The sequence below is a fragment of the Algibacter amylolyticus genome, assembly GCF_014202225.1.
Taxonomy (GTDB): Bacteria; Bacteroidota; Bacteroidia; order Flavobacteriales; family Flavobacteriaceae; genus Algibacter_B; species Algibacter_B amylolyticus.
Genome location: NZ_JACHGE010000005.1, coordinates 84,604 through 103,760 on the forward strand (window position 1 = coordinate 84,604; position 19,157 = coordinate 103,760).

At 34.2% G+C, this 19,157-nt stretch carries 11 protein-coding genes; all 11 read right to left on the bottom strand.

From position 1 onward, the window contains the following. Nucleotides 1–5 precede the first annotated feature (5 nt). The gene (locus HNQ90_RS11280) at nt 6–1,991 is read right to left on the bottom strand and encodes a glycoside hydrolase family 97 protein (protein ID WP_144116214.1); all 1,986 of its coding nucleotides are present in this window, start codon (nt 1,989–1,991) and stop codon (nt 6–8) included. 15 nt (nt 1,992–2,006) lie between these two features. Further along, entirely contained in the window at nt 2,007–3,497 is a 1,491-nt protein-coding gene (locus HNQ90_RS11285; protein ID WP_144116213.1) for a sulfatase-like hydrolase/transferase, read from the bottom strand. A gap of 14 nt (nt 3,498–3,511) precedes the next feature. After that, complete coding sequence (locus HNQ90_RS11290) at nt 3,512–4,327, bottom strand: alpha/beta hydrolase (protein WP_241678349.1); 816 nt, start codon at nt 4,325–4,327, stop codon at nt 3,512–3,514. A gap of 13 nt (nt 4,328–4,340) precedes the next feature. Next, nucleotides 4,341–5,660 (bottom strand): sugar porter family MFS transporter, encoded by a 1,320-nt coding sequence (locus HNQ90_RS11295; RefSeq protein ID WP_144116212.1) that lies wholly within the window; start codon nt 5,658–5,660, stop codon nt 4,341–4,343. 44 nt (nt 5,661–5,704) lie between these two features. After that, nucleotides 5,705–6,790: a glycoside hydrolase family protein gene (locus HNQ90_RS11300; protein ID WP_144116211.1), complete on the bottom strand. Its 1,086-nt coding sequence runs from the start codon at nt 6,788–6,790 to the stop codon at nt 5,705–5,707. A 14-nt stretch (nt 6,791–6,804) separates the two neighbouring features. Next, entirely contained in the window at nt 6,805–8,577 is a 1,773-nt protein-coding gene (locus HNQ90_RS11305) for an alpha-L-fucosidase (protein WP_206669641.1), read from the bottom strand. 445 nt (nt 8,578–9,022) lie between these two features. Further along, the gene (locus HNQ90_RS11310; RefSeq protein ID WP_144116210.1) at nt 9,023–10,249 is read right to left on the bottom strand and encodes a glycoside hydrolase family 88 protein; all 1,227 of its coding nucleotides are present in this window, start codon (nt 10,247–10,249) and stop codon (nt 9,023–9,025) included. An 866-nt stretch (nt 10,250–11,115) separates the two neighbouring features. Then, complete coding sequence (locus tag HNQ90_RS11315; RefSeq protein ID WP_144116209.1) at nt 11,116–12,732, bottom strand: RagB/SusD family nutrient uptake outer membrane protein; 1,617 nt, start codon at nt 12,730–12,732, stop codon at nt 11,116–11,118. Nucleotides 12,733–12,759: 27 nt separating this feature from the next. Further along, on the bottom strand, nt 12,760–15,870 hold the full coding sequence (locus HNQ90_RS11320; protein WP_172625857.1) for a SusC/RagA family TonB-linked outer membrane protein: 3,111 nt from the start codon (nt 15,868–15,870) through the stop codon (nt 12,760–12,762). A gap of 37 nt (nt 15,871–15,907) precedes the next feature. Further along, a complete protein-coding gene (locus tag HNQ90_RS11325) occupies nt 15,908–17,449 on the bottom strand; it encodes a fasciclin domain-containing protein (RefSeq protein ID WP_172625856.1) in 1,542 nt (513 codons plus the stop codon). A gap of 31 nt (nt 17,450–17,480) precedes the next feature. Then, on the bottom strand, nt 17,481–19,157 hold the full coding sequence (locus tag HNQ90_RS11330) for a fasciclin domain-containing protein (RefSeq protein WP_144116206.1): 1,677 nt from the start codon (nt 19,155–19,157) through the stop codon (nt 17,481–17,483).

Below are 19,157 nucleotides of genomic sequence, written 5' to 3' on the forward strand. Positions count from 1 at the left end.
GTTAATTAGTTAAGTTTAGTGATCTGCATAACAAAACCGTTATTGCTTTTCACATTTAGATTTAATTTTGATTTATTTGAAATTTTAATGTCTTCAATATTAACTTTTGTTCTTGTGTTGATAGATTCATCATCGGTATATAATTTTGCAATATACTCTTGATTAGCATCTAAAAACGCAAAATTAAGCGCTACTTCTCGCCCTTTAATTCCGTTAATGCCACCAATAAACCAATCGGTGCCACTTCTGCGAGCAATAACTCCTAATTCTCCTATTTCGGCATGCAATACTTTAGTTTCATCCCAGGTGGTTGGTACGTTATTAAAAAACTCTAACTCCGGCTCGTTACCAATGGTTTTGGTATCGCCCCAAAGGCCATCGTCTTTAATAGGTGCCGCTGGTGCTTTATCGTACCAGTATAAAAATTGCAACGGACTAAATATGCAAACTGTTTTTGCCATTTGAGATGCATGAGAGCCCATTTTATCTACGCGTTTGTTATAATAACAAACCGTATTATCGGCAGCACCAGCTAACATTCTTGTAAACATGGTTATTAATGTATGCTCGTTTGGAACCGTTTCTTCATCGCCACGAATACCTTCTTGGGTTAATAAATTTGGATAGGTTCTAGAAAACCCTGTTGGTCTATACTCATCGTGAATATCTATAACCAATTTGTATTTTGCTGCTTTTTTAACGGCTTCGTGCATCCAAGTGGTGGCATTCTCGTCGCCAACACGAACAAAACCATATTTCACACCAGAAACACCCCATTTTTTAAGTACCGGAAACACCTCGTCAACTTTTCCCTCTAAAGCTCTACGGTTTATGTATAGCATGACTTTAACACCTTTTTCTTTGGCATATTTACAAATGGCTTCAATATCAAAAGGCCCTTTAGAACGTTTTGGATCTAGTGTAACCGTTGTAGCATCCGATTCGTTATCCATTTCATTTCCATACCATCCGGCATCAAAATGTACGTATTGCATATTATGGCTAGCTACAAAATCTATAGCTGCAAAGCCACCCTGCGTTGTTAGGGTTGTTTCACGTAAAACTTTACCTGGCTCTACCCAAGAATCATCAATTGTAGATGGGGGATTTAAATTTTGAATGATGTAATTTTTCTCCAATAAATCGGCATAGCTATTACCCATCATAACAACACGCCATGGCGATTGAAACGGTAATTTTTTATGCACTTTAGCACCTTCAATTTTTCGTTCGGAAATAACAGCACCAGTAATGGTATCTTGTTTTTGCTCGCCCATTTTTCCGTCTAGAGATGACACAATACTATATTTTGAAGTATTGCCTCTACTAAAACTTAAACGTGCATAATCTACTAATTGTGCCTCGGCTAAAGCTATTTTTATGCTATCGTTAATTTCTATTAATAGCGGACGTTCGGCACCTTCTTGCAATGCTGTAATAGGAATTTTTCTGTATTCACCTTGGGCAGTTAACACACCCTTTTCACGTTTTGGAGTTGACCAAACTGGATAATCTTCAGGAAAATTAAAGTGAATATTTTCACTTAAACCAATGTCTTTAATATTGTTTTGTTCGGGAACTTCATAGGCAAAAGCAACACCTTCATTATAAGCTCGTGCAATAATATTAAGTTTAGCCTCGCCTTGCTTAAGATATATTTTGGTTTGATTATAATGGTCTGGAATGGTACTTAACTCGTTAAATCGAGACGTCCATGTTGTGTTTTCGGAAGAATTTTCAATTTTTTCAACTGAAACTTTTCCTGAAAAATTTAAATCATCAGAAAGTAATTCTAAAACAGATGTTTGAATAACTTCCTTGTCTCTATAAAACACAGAAAAGGTTAAATCGTTTTGATTTTCACCTTGTAAGAATATCATTTTCTTTGAAGCATCTGGAGATGAAACTGTTATAGCATCGTTGTTTTTACAGCTAAAACAGACCGCTACTAAACAGAGAAAAGTGATTTTTTTAATGATGCCGTATTTCATTTTTGTACGTTTAAATTATTCTTCTCTAACCCAAATGTGGCTTTCGTCTAACAAGTTTTTATATTCTACCGCCAAAGCTTTTTTCATGTTTTGAAAAATTTCTGGATTGCTTCCTGATAATTCTTCAGATTCGCTAATGTCTTTCTTTAAATTGAACAACACATGGTTTACTAATTTGGCGTTTTTAACTAAAGCCTCATTGCCATCAGAAAGATTATGGATGTTTGGTAAAGGTTTTCCATCGGCTTCAATACTTGCCATAATTTTCCAGTCTCCTTTTCGCATGGCTACTTTTCTTTCGTTTAAAGCATCATAAAAGGCCCAAATTAATGGCTTTTCTCTATTAAAATCTCCATTTTCAAGAAGTGCTGTAAACGATTCGCCATCAAGGTTTCTATTTGGTAATTTAGCTCCCGAAAGTTCTGCGAAAGTGGGTAGGTAATCTAAAGCAGAAACGACTTTATTCGTGGTTCCTGTAAAGGTCTTTTTACCAATCCAATTAATAATTCCTGGTACTCTAAAACCAGCTTCGTTAGTCCAAAGTTTCATCCCTTTTAATGCTCCTGGCGAACCATAAGAATGTTTAGCTCTACTGTAACGCATAAAAGTTTCAGGACCATTATCTGAACTGAATACGATTAACGTATTATCCATATTCTTAGATTCGAAATATTCCACTAAACGACCAACAGCGATATCTACATTTTCAACATTAGCAAAATATTCAGCTTGTTCTCTATTTTCAGAAAGCGGTAAATATTTTTCAACTAAATTTTCAGGAGATGCAATAGGCTCATGAGGTTCGTGGAAAGTTACTTCTAAGAAAAATGGATTATCATCTTTTTTATTATCTAACCAATTGATAGCCTCGGTAACAATAATCTGGCTACTAAAACCTTCAATTTCGCCAACTTTTTCTCTATTTCTAATAAAGTTTTTAGGGTTTTTATGGCTTGGAGCTGCATTGTTATGCGTTGCAAACCAGTGGTCGAAACCAAAATCGTCTGGTTGTGGTTGTTCATCAGAATTAAAACGTGAGCTGCAGTGCCATTTCCCCACTAAACAAGTAGCGTAACCAACAGATTTAAGCATTGCAGGAATGGTTTGCTCGTGGGCTTGAAGGTGCACTAAATCTCGATTATCTGGACTCTTTTTAAGTCCTGGAATAAAATCGTAAATCCCTGCTTTATTTGGGCTTCTTCCTGTTAATAGTCCCGCACGCGAAGGCGAACACACCGGTGCTGTTGAATAGAAATCGGTTAGCTTAATTCCTGTTTCCGCTAGCTTATCTAAATTAGGTGTTTTAATAATTGGGTGACCAAAAGAAGATAAATCGCCGTAGCCTAAATCGTCGCACAGTAAAACAACAATATTAGGTTTACTATTTACTAAGGATGAAGTACTTGTTATAACCTCCTGTGTTTCCTTATTTTCGCTCGTATTGTTTTTACAAGACAAACAAAACACCGCTATTAAAGAAAAAAGATAAACTGATTTAAAATTCATTGGTTCGAATTATTTTATTTTTTAAAAAAATCGTTAAAAAACACCATGTGGTATTTTATAGAATTAGCCCAATATTGATTAGTATGACCTCCAGGGCGCTCAATATAATCATGTGGAATATTACGTTCTACAAGTTTTTTATGAAGTCTTACATTGGCATCATAAAAAAAATCGTCTACACCACAATCGAATAGAAATTTCAGATTCTTCCCGTTTAGCAAATGCACTAAATTAATTACGGTGTTTTCCTCCCAATTATCTGGGTTGTCGGCATACACACCTAAACGATCTGCCATATCCCAACGCAATGGAAATGGTCTAATATCAACTCCTCCACTCATACTTGCAGCTACTCCAAAAATATCAGGATGCTTAAATGCTAAATATAAAGCACCATGTCCGCCCATACTAAAACCAGAAATGGCTCTATTGTTTTTATTGGCAATGGTATTGTACTTGCTATCTACCTCTGCAATAAGCTCGTTTGAAATGTATGTTTCATAACGCATACTCTCATCAACAGGGCTATCAAAATACCAACTGGTTTTATTGCCATCTGGACAAATGATGATTACATTATAAATATCGGCGTATTTTTTAATTTGAGGTGCTTTACCTAACCACGCTTTATGATTACCGCCCGCACCATGCAGCAAATACACCACAGCAAAAGGGGCTCCCTTTTTGGTGTAGGCATCTGGTGTTATTACCACATTTTTTATAGTCTTATTCATGGATTTACTATATACCGAAAGACTATCAACCTTAGAGGCATATAACTGAATAGACCAACAAAAAACAAGAATTACACCTACTACTTTCTTCATCATTCTAAAAACCTTATTATTTTTTTATCATAATATCTTCTAACTCTTCCAAAGTTTTCCCTTTAGTTTCTGGCATCATAAAAGCTACAAATAACAATTGTAAAACCATCATTCCTGCAAATACTAAAAACACCAAACCACCACCTACTAATTTTAATAGTAAAGGAAATACCGATGGAATAATGGCTGCTAACACCCAGTGTGTAGAACTACCAAAAGCTTGCCCTGAAGCCCTTAAGTGATTCGGGAAAATTTCTGAAATAAACACCCAAATTACAGCTCCTTGCCCCACAGCATGCGCCGCTATAAATAAAAACAAGAAAAATGGCACTGCCATACCTGTCCATTCTAATAAGAATGCCGCAGATAAAAGCCCTAGTGACACAATGTATGCCACCGAACCAATGTACATCAAAGTTTTTCGTCCTAATTTATCAATTAAAAAGACGCCTAATAATGTAAAAACAAGATTGGTAACCCCTAAGCCTATACTATTTAATAATGCTGTACTTTCTCCTAAACCTGCAGCTTCAAAAATTCGTGGTGCATAATACAATACGGCATTAATTCCTGAAAACTGGTTGAAAAAAGCAATTAAAAAAGCTAATATTAACGGGAATCTATATTTTTTTATGAATATGGTTTCAGACTTATCACTTTTTTCTGAATGCGAATTAAATTCTCTTACTTGCTCATCAACATCGGCTTCTGGATCTATAATTTGCAAGACCTCTCTAGCTTCAGCTTCTCTAGATTGTGATAATAACCAACGCGGACTTTTAGGTAATTTTAAAGCAAACAACACATATAAAACTGCTGGAATAGCTTCTACACCAAGCATCCATCGCCATGCATTCTCACCAATATCACTTAATAGGTAATTAGATAAATAAGCAATCATAATACCAAAAACAATATTAAATTGGTACATAGCCACTAAACGCCCTCTGTCTTTTGCTGGTGCGATTTCCGAAATATAAGCAGGTGCAGCAATTGTAGATGCTCCAACTCCTAAACCACCAATAAAACGTGCAAAAGCAAATACGTAAGGATCGTTTGCAAAAGCAGAACCAATTGCAGAAACAGCAAATAAAAGACCTATAACAATTAAAGTATTTTTACGACCAAATTTATTAGTTGGAATACCACCAAAAATAGCACCAACAACAGTTCCCCAAAGTGCCATACCCATAACTACTGCGCCATGAAAAGCTTCAGATGAACCCCAAAGTGCTTGTAATTTTTTATCGGCACCTGAAATTACTACAACATCAAACCCAAACAAAAAACCAGCTAAGGCAGCAGTAATGGACCATAATAATATTTTTTTATTCATTTTAAAAAGTGTTAGTTAGATTATTTAATTGGTTTAATTTCTAATTATTTTAATGGAATAACCATATTCCATGTTTTTGTTCCGTTTCTAAAACCACCAGGACCATCCATAGTAGCAAAGAAAATATGTGTAGGTTTTCCGTTTTCCACAAATACAAACGGACGTTCTAATTGCCCTTGTTTTATTGTTTTACCGTTATTCCATTTTACTAATTTTGTATACGCTCTAGGGTTCTTATCAACTACCCAATGGATGCCATCTTTGGAATGCGCTAAAAGTCCGTCGCCTTTTCCTCCGGTAATTAATCCGCGTTGATCTTTAGCTACCAAGTGAAATCCCTTATCATCGCTCCATAAATGCGGATCTTCCACTTCGCCTAAATGTTCCATAGAAAATAAAGGTTTTGTTCCTACTACAGTATATTCACTATCGAACGAAGGCGCTGTAGCTACACCAATACTCATATCGCTGTGTTTTATACCATCTTCTTGATAACTTCTTCCTTTAAAAAGCAATACTACCGAACCATCTTCTTTAATTAATGGTGAAGGGTTTGAGGTTAAAAAGCTGTAATAGGTATCTGGTTTAATATCTAAAACTGGAGTGTCTAATCGTTTCCATGGCCCATTAGGACTTTTAGAAGTTGCAACACCTACACGTTTTTGCCAACGTGCGGCTATACACCATTTGCTACTTAAATTAAAATCTTCAATATTATTTTGGGTGACTTCCTCAAACGGATGCGTAGACCCCATGTAATATAAAATATAAGTATCCTTATGTTTTACAATTTTAGGATTATGGCATGAGCGTCCATCCCAAAATTGTGCACCACGACTTCCTAAAGCGACATCTTGAAATTTATATGGTCCTTCGGGTGTGTTTGATGTGGCATGAACAATTTCTGAGGCTACCATCCAACCTGGATGAAAAGGTAAAAACTTTGGCCAACGCGATGCATACATATGATACTGCCCATCGTCGCCCTTAATTACCGAACTCCCCCAAACCCAATAATCGTCCATTTGTAAACCACCATTTATTGGCGCTTCTTCCAAATTATCGAAAATTGAATTCTGTGCCGTTGCACAAGAAAACGCAGTAAAAAAGAATAAAATTAGGTATCTCATGTTTTACGCAACCCTTAGTTTTTAATTGGTATTAACTTTACATCTTTCAAGTTAATGGCCTGCCATTTTCCGGCTACTGGCATTAAAGAAAACTCATAACTACCAGCTTTATCAACTTTAACCTCACCTAAATTAGTGGTTTTAAATCGCTTTGGATTATTACCCGTTACTGGAATTTTAACTGCCTTTTTTTCTCCGTTGAAATTAATTTCAATTTCGGTCTCTTTTGCTCCTGAATATCCAAGTTCTACATTAAAAGTCCCTGGTTTATCTAAAACGAAAGACCAATAAACTCTAGCGGTTTCGCTATCCCAACTTCCAACACAATCTAAATGATCGTTATACAGCGCTCCTGGGCCTTGTAAATTTTCATATTGCGCTCTAAAGGCAGGTAATACAGCTACACCATCTTCATTTTGTCCTAAAGGTTGAATTGGCAAGGCATTAGGCATTTCTTTTAATTTTAATACAATTACCGAAGCCACACTATCTGGCGCTTTTCCTGTTAAGTGTACTTGAATACCTTCATCTAAAGTTTTAGTATTAAACGTTCTGTTGTTATCTGTTAGTAAATAACAAGATTCTACATTGTTTTTAAGGCGGATAGGTAAAGTAGCGCCATCTTCCCAATTGTAAACATGTAAATATAAAAGCCCTTTATTATCAACCGTTTTCATGGTAATTCTCCCCCAATCTGGCTCTGTACTTGTAGGACTTGCTTGTGTTCCGTAGATAGCTTCGCTATTTTTATCCATCCATTTTCCAATAGCTCGCATACGCTCTACGGCTTCTGGTTTTAAAACCCCTTCGTTGGTTGGACTCACATTAAGTAAATAATTTCCGCCTTTACTACTTTGATCTATTAAATTGCGAATTAAATTAGGAATAGATTTAAATTTATTATCGTCTCTACGGTAGCCCCAACTCCCACTTACAGGTTGACATAACTCCCAATATCTTGCTTCTGGTTGATGCCTTGGTCCGTTTCTTTCGAAGGTTTTATGGTCTCCGGGATAATCATCACCCAAACGATCGTTTGTAATTATTCGAGGTTGTAATGCCGTTGTTATGTGATGTAAACTATCTACCACAGATTTGGTCATGGCTCTTGGTGTATCCCACCAAAAAATAGCAATTGGTCCATATTCAGTAAGCAATTGTTTTACTTCGGGAAGTGCTTTTTCGTAAACATACTCATCGCTACTTACTCGTTTTAATGTTTTATCCCAACTATTTCCCATGCCTCCTGGGTGATGCCAGTCTTGTGCTTGCGAATAGTAGAACCCGAATTTAAGACCTTGTTTTTGACACTCTTTAGCCAATTCTTTTAAAACATCGCGCTTAAAAGGTGTGGCATCAACAATATTATAATCGGTTGCCTTTGAGTCGAACATAGAAAACCCATCATGATGTTTGGCTGTAATAACCATATATTTCATTCCGGCTTGTTTTGCTAGAGCCACAAATTCTTTAGCATCAAATTTTTCTGGATTGAATTGATCGGCATATTTTTCGTATTCGGCAATTGGAATTTTGCCCTTGTTCATAATCCACTCTGCACTATTAGAAACCGGCTTACCTTGATAAAATCCTGCTGGAACGGTGTAAATACCCCAATGAATAAACATGCCAAAACGAGCTTCTTCCCACCATTGCATACGTTCTGCATCAGTAATTTGTTGTGCATTAGAATCTGTTTCTGCCTTGGCTAATTTATCTTCTTTTTGTCCGCATGCAAAATTCAGCATCAAAACCATAAGTAAGCTCCAAATCCCGAATTTTTTCATTTTTAAATTTTTTTGTTCTTTTAACACCATCTTTTTAAGACCATTTTTCAGATTTAAAACCTACTGTTTTCAGTTAGTTACATCGAAAAAATTATATAGACACAATAATAAAAATTATAGATTTTGTAGTATATAAATCATTGACCATAAATTATAAACTATTGCTCATTTGTTATATCTGCCCAACAATTCTGCATTTTAAGGGCGTTAAAGCTTTTATTGCGGGCTAATAAAGCACTTTATAAATGAAAATTTAATGCTTTAATTACATCACTTATTAATAGCATTTTCCGATTGAACTAATCCTTAAATTCTAGACACTTTTTAAAACAGAAACTATAATTCAAAAAAAATACCGACTTTAGAATTTCTCTAAAACCGGTATTAATCTTTATTTTTAATGATCGCTCTAACACTTAACTGAGCAATACTATTTACCATTGTATTACTTCATTACAACAGCACTATTAGTCTTATTAAGCTTATTTAAACGTACTAATGCTTCCATGTAGTAGTAATCAGCATATACGATAGGCACATCAATTTCTGAGTTTTTAGGGTAATGCCCTGTTGAATGCAATAACAAAGCTTGATTAACATCGCCACTTAAATACTCCTTAGATGATAATGCCTCAACATAACTTGTAGCGGCATCAATGTATTTTTTCTTTAAGGCCTCATCTTTAACTAAACCAGCCAATTCATACATACCACATGCTACTACAGCTGCTGCAGATGCATCTCTTGGTGCGTTAGGAATTTTAGGATCATCAAAATCCCAAAATGGAATTTTATCTTCTGGTAAACGATCCATATAATGGTCTGCTAAACGAATTGCAGTGTCTAAAAATGCTTTATCTCCAGTTTCTCTATATGCCACGGCAAATCCGTAAACCCCCCATCCTTGACCTCTAGCCCACATAGACTCGGTTGCATAACCTTGATGCGTATAACCTCTTAAAAACTCACCAGTTTCCTCATCGAAAGAACCTACGTGATATACCGCATCATCCTTACGAACAATATGCTGCATTGTTTTTTCGGCATGACTTTTAGCAAGATCATATAGTTTTTGATCACCTCCATTTTTAGCTGCCCAAAATAGCAACTCTAAATTCATCATATTATCTATGATGGTGTTATACTTAAACTTATGTTTTTGACTAGGCCATGATAAAATAGTTCCTACAGTTGGATTATATAACGTAGCTAATGTATCGGCTGCAGCTAATAAAATTTCTTTGTATTCCTCATTACCAGTTAATCTATACCCATTACCATAGCTACAATAAACCATAAACCCAATATCATGATTATCGGCAGGTGTATAAGCTATTGTTTTAAGCGGTGCCGTAAATTTCTCTGCTTGCACCTTAATTTGCTCATCTCCAGAAGCCTCGTATGCATACCATAATGCCCCAGGCCAGAACCCACTACACCAATCGGTAACGCCAACAAAATCCCAATCTGTTTTATTATTTTTTACATTTCTAGGAAAACTATCGAAATTAGTTAAACTAGCAGCAACTTCTTTCATTTTAGTAGCATTCTGTTGTAATACTTTATCTGAATTAAACACTGCACTATCAGTCGTTGACACTTCCTTTTTTGTAGAATTACAAGCAAGCATTAAAAATAACACTAAAACTAAAACTGGTTTGGTTATACTCATTACATTTTCTTTTTAAACTTAATAAACTATGGGATAAATATTATTTAATATCAATTAAATATAAAATTTAACAGCACTACAACCATTGTAATACTTGAAGTACAATTTTAGGAATTAAAGATTATACTGTTATTAAATTATCATCCAAAAGCTATAAACTATCGCTCATTTACGGCTAAAAAAGGCTGTCACGAGGCTTTTAGAATAAAAGCAGATTAAAAATTAAAAAATATTGTAACTAAAAACAGTAAATTTTTATTCTCAATTATTTTTAATTAAACACATGGCAGCAGCGAAATACACCCCTGTAAATTAATAAACTAACATAAAAACTGTATCTAGAATAACGTCATGAATAAAATCTGTGAAAACCAACATTTTTTTTGAAGCAAATAAGTAAAAAACCTCATTTTAGCCCTCAAACACCCATTTTATAGCCAAAAAGGCTTATAATTTATACTGATTGCACTTTGAATTATATTATGATACCTATAGTCTAAATATATTTACAGTATAATTAATTGTTGATGTAATGCTAGAGATTACATCATTATCTAAAGCAATTAAATATTAAAATTTGAGTTAGTTAGTTTTAGTTTTTCTATTATAAGCAGTTATAGTTTCTATAACTGCTTATTTTTTTTGTAGCACCATACACTCTTCTTTAACGAAACAGACTAAACACAGCTGCTTTAAGCCCTTCTAGGAGCCATTAACTCCTTATTCTATAATCTAACAACACCTTTTATTATAACAATACTAACAAATAGCCTAATGGCGTTATAGTATAATTCAAAAAAAACTCCAAGTAGAACTTGGAGTTTAATTATTACCACCTTAATTGGTAACTTATCTACGAAAAAAAACTACTCTTCTATAAAATTATCTGGAATAGCTAATGGTAAAAACCAATTAGATGGATCCATTAATTTTGCTCTTACTTCATTCGCTTGACCTGTATTTCCAGATGTGTCAAACTTATTAAAAACAGCATCAGCTATAATTGCTGGGTTATTATCACGTTTAGCAAAGCGAAGTAAATCTTCCCATCTATTACCTTCAAAAGCTAACTCTAATGCAGCCTCTTCAAGGATAAGCGCTCCAACTTCTTGGATAGCCTCATTTAATGCTAAATCTTCTGCAATACTAACTGGAGCCATACCAACACGCCCTCTTATACCACGATTACCAGAAATTGGTTGGTCGCTATTATTAACCGTATAATACTGATCGATATCAAAATTTAGAAAACCTTCTACATTATTAAATACTAAAGCATCCACTGGCTCTACATCTGGGTTATTAAAAATACCATTAACAATAGTTAAAGCATGTTGTGGGTAGCCTGCATAGTTTATAGCCTCAGCATATCTTAAATAAATTTTAGCTGCTCTATTCCATATAAAACGCTCATATTGGTATTTATATATTACTGATGCATCACCTTCACCATCATACGATCCTATAATTCGAGTATCGCCTATGTAATTAAGTATTTCAACAGGTTCTCCTTCATAACCAGCTTTACCATTTCCAAATTTTAATATAGCCCATTCAGATGGTCTCATTTGGGTAGTAAGTGCTTCAAAACTTTCGTTTGGTTGGCGGTATTGGTCATCGAATGCTGTATAATCTATATGCTCGTTACCTGCTATGTAATCTTGAGAAATACTAATCCATGACGTAGTAAATACATAATCACTTCCACTTGGCTCAACATTTACGGCATAAGAGTTTAAATTATATACATTTCCAATTACATTATCGTCTAAAAACTGCTTGTAATGTATGGCTGCTTCTGTATAATTTCCATTCCATAAATATAAATCTCCTAAAAGAATATCATTGTTAGGAATCATACTAGAAATATTATATCCTAATGAATTTGCATATTTAGTAACGTTTTCTACGTCTGCAATTTCTTGAAGATTAGAAATTAATTTATTAATAGCTTGATTAAAATCTAATAAAGGGTACTCCGTTTCTAAATCTTTATTGGTTCTAATTGGCTTAGTAATATATGGTAATTCGCCATAATTAATAAGGATTTGCATTTGTGCCCAAGTTCTAATTCTTAGAATTGAAGCATAGTCATCTAGCAATACATTATCGTAAGCATCAGTATCAATACCTTCTAAAGCAAAGTTACAGTTGTTTATAATAGAGAATAATGTTGTTGGATCTGCAATACTGTTATCCTCACTAACATTGTGGTCGTTAATTTGACGTAAATCATCGGCTGTATTAGCATTTACATTCACTAAATCGGCACGCATTTCGCCAAGCATAACATATTGCCCTGCGACATCTTGCATTTGAGATAGTACACCAAATAAAGCTGATCGTGCATCTATGGCATCATCTCCTAAGTAATCATCCTCAAGTAATACTTCTTCTGGCGAAACTTCTAAAATAGATTCACAAGACGTAAACAGAGTTAAACTTAAAAGTACTCCAAAGGTTATATTTATATATTGTTTCATTATATGTGTTTTTATATTTAGAATAATTTATAGTCCTAATCTAACTCCAATTAATACAGAGCTATATTGCGGTGTATATCCTGCATCAATGCCTTGTAAATAACTTGACTGAGATGAACTTACTTCTGGATCATAACCTAAATAATCTGTAATTGTAAATATATTATTTGCTGTTACATAAAACGTAGCATTAAAAATTTCTGGACTGTAAGATAGCGTAATGGTTTTAAGACGAATGTACGATCCATCTTCTATCCATCTATCTGAAAATCTTGAATTCCCTACGGCATCACCATAAACAGCACGTGGCACAGAAGTATTTTGATTTGCAACCGTCCAGCTATTTGCTACAGCCTGACTTTGGTTAGAGAAATCGCTCATAGCTTCGTTTTTCCAACGTAATGCATTATAAATGTCGTTACCTTGACTAAATGAGAACACTGTAGAAAGAGATATTTTATTGTATGTAAACGTGTTAAACAATGTTCCTGTAAAATCTGGATTTGGATCTCCAATTACAACTCTATCATCTTCATTTATTACATTATCGGAAGCATCAGTATTAACAAATCTTACATCTCCAGCAACAAACGCTTGTTCGAAACCTTTAAAATCGGTCCAGTTTAAACCATCGGCACTAGCCTCTGCACTATTATTATAAATACCATTAGTTTTATATCCATAAAATAAACCTATTGCTCCGCCTTCTTGGTTTAAAATAGTAGCATTTATACCATCGACAGTTGTAATTTGAGTTTGTCCAGGAAGCGAAATAATTTGGTTTTTATATTGTGAAATATTACCACCAATATCCCAAGTAAATTTACTAGTATTAAAAATACGTGCATTAAGGCCTAACTCGAAACCACGGTTTCTAACTTTTCCATCGTTATTTAAAAAACCTTCACTACCGTATATTGGACTAGATTCATTTAAATTTAATAACCCATCTGATACATTATTAAAGTAATCAAAATTTAAAGCCAAACGCTCATTAAACAACCCAACATCTAACCCTAGGTTGGCTTTGGTAGTTTCTTCCCATCTTATAGAACTATTAGCAATGTTTCCATTTACTAAACCTGAACCTTCTAAAAATCTAGTTGAAACAAAGTAAGATTCAGCATTGTAATTACCAATACCATCGTTACCTGTTAAACCATAACTAGCACGAAGTTTTAACTGATCGATAGCAGGCATATTTGCCATAAAGTTTTCTGATGAAACTAACCAAGCAGCTCCTATAGCAGGAAAGAAACCTCCTGATTTATCATCTCCAAATCGAGATGAAGCATCAATAGATAAATTATAGCTTACAAAATATTTATTTAAAAACGCATAGTCTCCACCTGCATACAGTGATGCATATTTCCAGTTACCAATACTACCAGATGTAACAAATGTTAACCTATCTCCACTATCTAAAGAGGTGAACTGATCGTCTCCAGAGTTTCCACTAATAGAATACGAGTTATCATAGCTATTTTGGTTATAACGGAACCCTAAGTTAAATGAGAAATCGTGTATATGATCGACATTTACTTTATAGTTTAATTTGGTATCGTTATACACTGCAAATAAACTCTCGGCACTTACTTTTGATGTACGTACTAACTCATCGCCATATTGGTTAAACTCTGTAGCCAAACCTAAATCTGGCAAGAACACGTTTTGTCTGTTTTTAATATAGTTAGCACCAACTAATGAACTTACACTAAGCTTATTAGTTATTTGATAAATAAATTTTAATTGGCCATATAAGTTATAATCCTTAGCTTTAAAAATAGCATTATCTGTAATAGCTACAGGGTTACTAGCTCCTAACTCATCAATATCTTCATAAATACCAGTTACAACACCATCTGCATTTGGCGTAAACGGTGCTAAAAATGGTGCTTTTTGAAGTGACGTAAATATTGGCGAGGTACTTAGTAATCCATCATCAAACACATCACGCTCGGTATATGCAACACTTAAATTAGTATTTAACGTTAGTCTTTCTGTAACGCTTGTTTCTGCATTAAAACGTGTAGTAAACCTATTGAAACCAGAATTTTCAACAACACCTTCATTGGTTGTATACCCTATAGATAAACCATATTTAGAAATTTCATCACCACCAGTAACTCTTAAGTAATAATCATTTACGTAGTTATTAGTAAAAATTTCATCTTGCCAATTGGTTGTATTATGATATTTTGAATAATCCTCGAAAGCGGTGTTTTCATTAAAAAAAGGAAGTCCTGCAATAGCACTATTTGAATACAGACCAGAGTTGTTCATTTGATTGCTCAAATAACTTCTAAACTGGTTGCTATCCATCATAGGGATATTTTTAGGCGCAAAATTTAAACCACCTTGAATGTAAAAATCAATTTTAGTAGCAACGTCTTCCGCTTTATTGGTTTCTATAAGAATCACACCGTTGGCTCCTCTAGAGCCATACGTTGAAACCGCATCTTTAATTACTGTAATACTTGCAATATCCTTTGGATTAATATCCGATAAAGGATCGTAGCTATATCCATTAATTAAATTATTGTTAGAGAACGTATTAGTCTCTATCATCATACCATCTACAACTACCAATGGTTGTGTAGAACCGTTTATGGTATTGTAACCTCTAATAAATATATTAGCGCCAATTCCAGGAACGCCAGAACGCATAATGGATCTTACACCACTTACTTCGCCATTTAAAATATTAGCAACAGACTCTCTAGGTGTTGAAATATCGCCTTCCTTTACAGAAACGGCATTGGTAATTGAACTATTTGTTTGTTTTTCAAAAGGCATATCAACATCTTTATAATAAGAGTTGAATGCTTTTTCATGTAATTTAATTTCAACATTTGAACGTCCTTTTAAAGCTACCTCCTTAACATGGAAATTAGAACTAGAAACCGTAAGCGTTGCTCTGCTATCTGGCACTCTTAGTCTAAAATTTCCGGATTTGTCTGTTAAAACAGAAGCAAATTTACCAACACGCACGTTAATACCTGCAAGTGGTTCACTATTAGTAGCATTTAAAACCGTTCCTGTTACGGTAAGTTTAGATTTTTCCTGTCCTTGCAAAGCAAAAGTAATTCCGAAAAATAAAATGAAAAGCAGGGAATATGTATTTTTTATTTTCATCATAGTCAGATAATTCATATTTAATTTTTAGTAATAATAATTATTCTATTGGAGCTAATTCTGCATAATCAATACCAAACGTACGATCATATAATAGTAGCTCCGGTTCAGAAACATCAACTATAACTTTTAGTTTAGCGTAAAAGAAGTTCTCTTCTGAATTATCTATATAAACAGGGATATCGATAACATCTCCAATAGTTATTACACCATCTTCAAGATTACTAACTATAATTGGCGGTATCTCTACTACAACAGGTCTAAAATCGGCGCCTATATAACTAAACTCAAATTTTAATTTTGTGTCTTGCGCAGCTCCTATAGGAGAAAACTTTAAGTTTATATTGTAACTAGCAGACAATACATTATTAAAAGAAATTTCAAAATAATTATTAGAGTTATTGCTAGTAGGGTTAGCAGATAACCTTACCACATTAGTAAATTGTCTTGAAGCAAAAACATCATATTTCTTTTGTACAGAAAAATCTGTTATTGAACCTATTGTTCTTTTATCAGTATTTTCAATTTCGTATCGTATAGGCTTATAAACAATACCTTTTGGATCGTAATTAAGCTCGTTTAATTCAAAAATATTACCGTTACTTAAATCAATATTTTCAACAATAGCATTTGGATCAATTACCAGTTGATTTCCTCTTGTTGTGGTAACAGGATCGCTAGTTAGCTCATCAATTTCAACCTGCGGAAATATAGTTAGATTATCAAATATTGTGCGATCTGTAGCATTTTGAGTTGAATCTGCCACTGGATGATAGAAATAATCATCTAATTGATCGAAAGCACTAGTATACAAATCATCTGTTAATCCAATAAAAGTAAATCGTTGCTCTTCTGAACTTAAATTTCCAATTATTTTGAAATATGAATTAGTAGTACTAAAAACAGAATCATATACCGTTTGTCCTAAAGTATTAGTACCTATTTTAACACTATTAGCTTCATCAAATCCAGTTTCATTAAATGCACTTAAATAGTCCACGATTTTTGGATACTTATCGGCATTTTCATTTAAGTAGCCCCAAATATTTTGGTTTACTTCCAACACTTCGTCTATAGTATGTAAAATTCCGTTTGCAGTTAAAATATCTGCTTTAACAACATTTACATCGCCAAAACTAGAACCTTCATTATTATTAACAAATTCAACATACTTATCGTTGAACATTTTAACAAGTGTTTCTTCTTTGGTTTCCGCATTATAAGCAAACAAAGTATTATAAGAAAACAAACTTATGTGGTTACCTATAAGTTCTTTTAACAAATCTGGATTGTTAATAATATCTGCAGAAACTTGAGCAAAAGCGGCATTGTTTGGCGCCCATACCGTATAGGCTTGAGACGTTGCTAACTGATTGCTATAGCCCGTTTGTTTAAGATATTTTACAAATGTTGAATAGTCGGCATCTTCCGAAAGAACGGATAAAATGTTAGACTCCAACCTAGAATCGGCTTGTTCGTAATGCTCATCCCATGCATCGTCTTTACAACCAATGGTTGCAAGTAAGCATAGTATGGCTACAAAACGGCCAAATGTAAGCATTGCTTTATTTTTATTTTTCATTCTTAGTTCTTTAGTTATTAGTTTAGTTTTATTAGTTAACTGGCACAAACTCAACATAATCGATTGGTATACCTCCAGATCTTATTGTTTCAAATCTAATGACGTGTGATCTTTGTTCAGGACAAAGCAAATCAGAAGTTACAATAAATCGTCCCCAGCCTGATGAATCGTATGCTGTTACACCTTGGTTAGTTTGAACCGTTTTTAGCCCTCTAACATAACCAGCTTGTCTCATAGTAAGCGAATCAACATCTTTCCAATTAGAGCCGAATACATCCTGAAGATTATCCCTCATATCCCATTGAGATCCAATAGGTTGACCGTCCCAATACACTTGAAACACTGGTCTTCCATTATTTCCTGTATTACCACAAACTCTAACTTCATATTTACCCTTTGGAAGTACTGGTGTATCCCATTCAACCCAAGTAACACCACCCATATTGAAAACAGTGTTACCACCGTCTTGAGGTGTTCCATATGATGGGTTTTTACTTTGTCTAAGAATTCTAATTCTCTCTCCTGTAGGAAAAACACGAGGGTTGGTATAACCATGGCTGTAAGGCTCATTAGGTTCATTAGGACCGTACCATTTACCAAACGCCAACTTACCTACAGCTGGAGTAAGTGGGAAATCGAAAATTTGATATTTAGGCTTAGGCGTAAACACTGTAAGTAATTTATTTACCGTATGGTAAACCCCGTTTTTAGCAGGTAAATTACTTTGTTCGGCAAGTAATGATGTCCAAGTATCATTAGTACCAGTCTCTGTTTCATTAATTTTAAGCTCTTTGTCTGTTTTTAATGATTTTATAGCATTTTTAGGTAAAACCGTACTAACAAAACCATCTTCCGGAAAATCTGCTGAATAATAGAAATCACTAGCAGCGTGATAAGCAATAAAACGATTTAATTCGTTGTTAACATCCAAATAATCTGAATTATCAGGCGAAATAACAGCTGCCAAATCAGCAAAGGAATTAATCCCGTTCTCAGCATATATCGCATCAGATTCTGCTAAAATGGTAAAATTAACTCTAATTCCATCTTCATTATAAATCTCAGAAAAGACATCATAGTAACCCGTTTGTTTTAAAGCTTCAACAAATATTGTATGTGTACCTGCGTCCTCTATAACTTTTGGCACAGCATCTACAAAAGGTGACAATACGCGATCTATAGCGTGTATTAACCCATTATTGGTAACAATATCATATTGATCTAATTTTGCCTCTCTGTTTATTTCCACATTGGCAATACCACCACCACCAACAAAGGAAGTTGTTAAGTAATCGCCAGTATATGTTAATTCGTCAATACGACCTTCAAGAAATGCGCTTGCCGCACGTTTTGTTGGAAGCGTATGAAATTTTACAATAATTTTCAAGAATTCTATTTGGTCTTCAGAAGTTAATTCATCTACCGAACTAACATTCCATTTTTCCTGTAAAAATTCTTGTACAGCAATGTTTGTAGGTGCAAAACATGTATAAGAGCCATAACTTTGAAAAGCCGTATAGAATTCTGTTTTTTGCAAAATATCAACATACATAGAAAATTTCTCTGGATTAGACTCTAGAGTTCCTGCAATAGTCATTTCGTCCGTAGTAAAGAACGTACTTCCGTCAAGATTGTCGTTACAACTGTTTAATATAAACATGAACGCGAACAAACCTCCAATCCAAGTAATTAATTTAGTAGTTTTCAT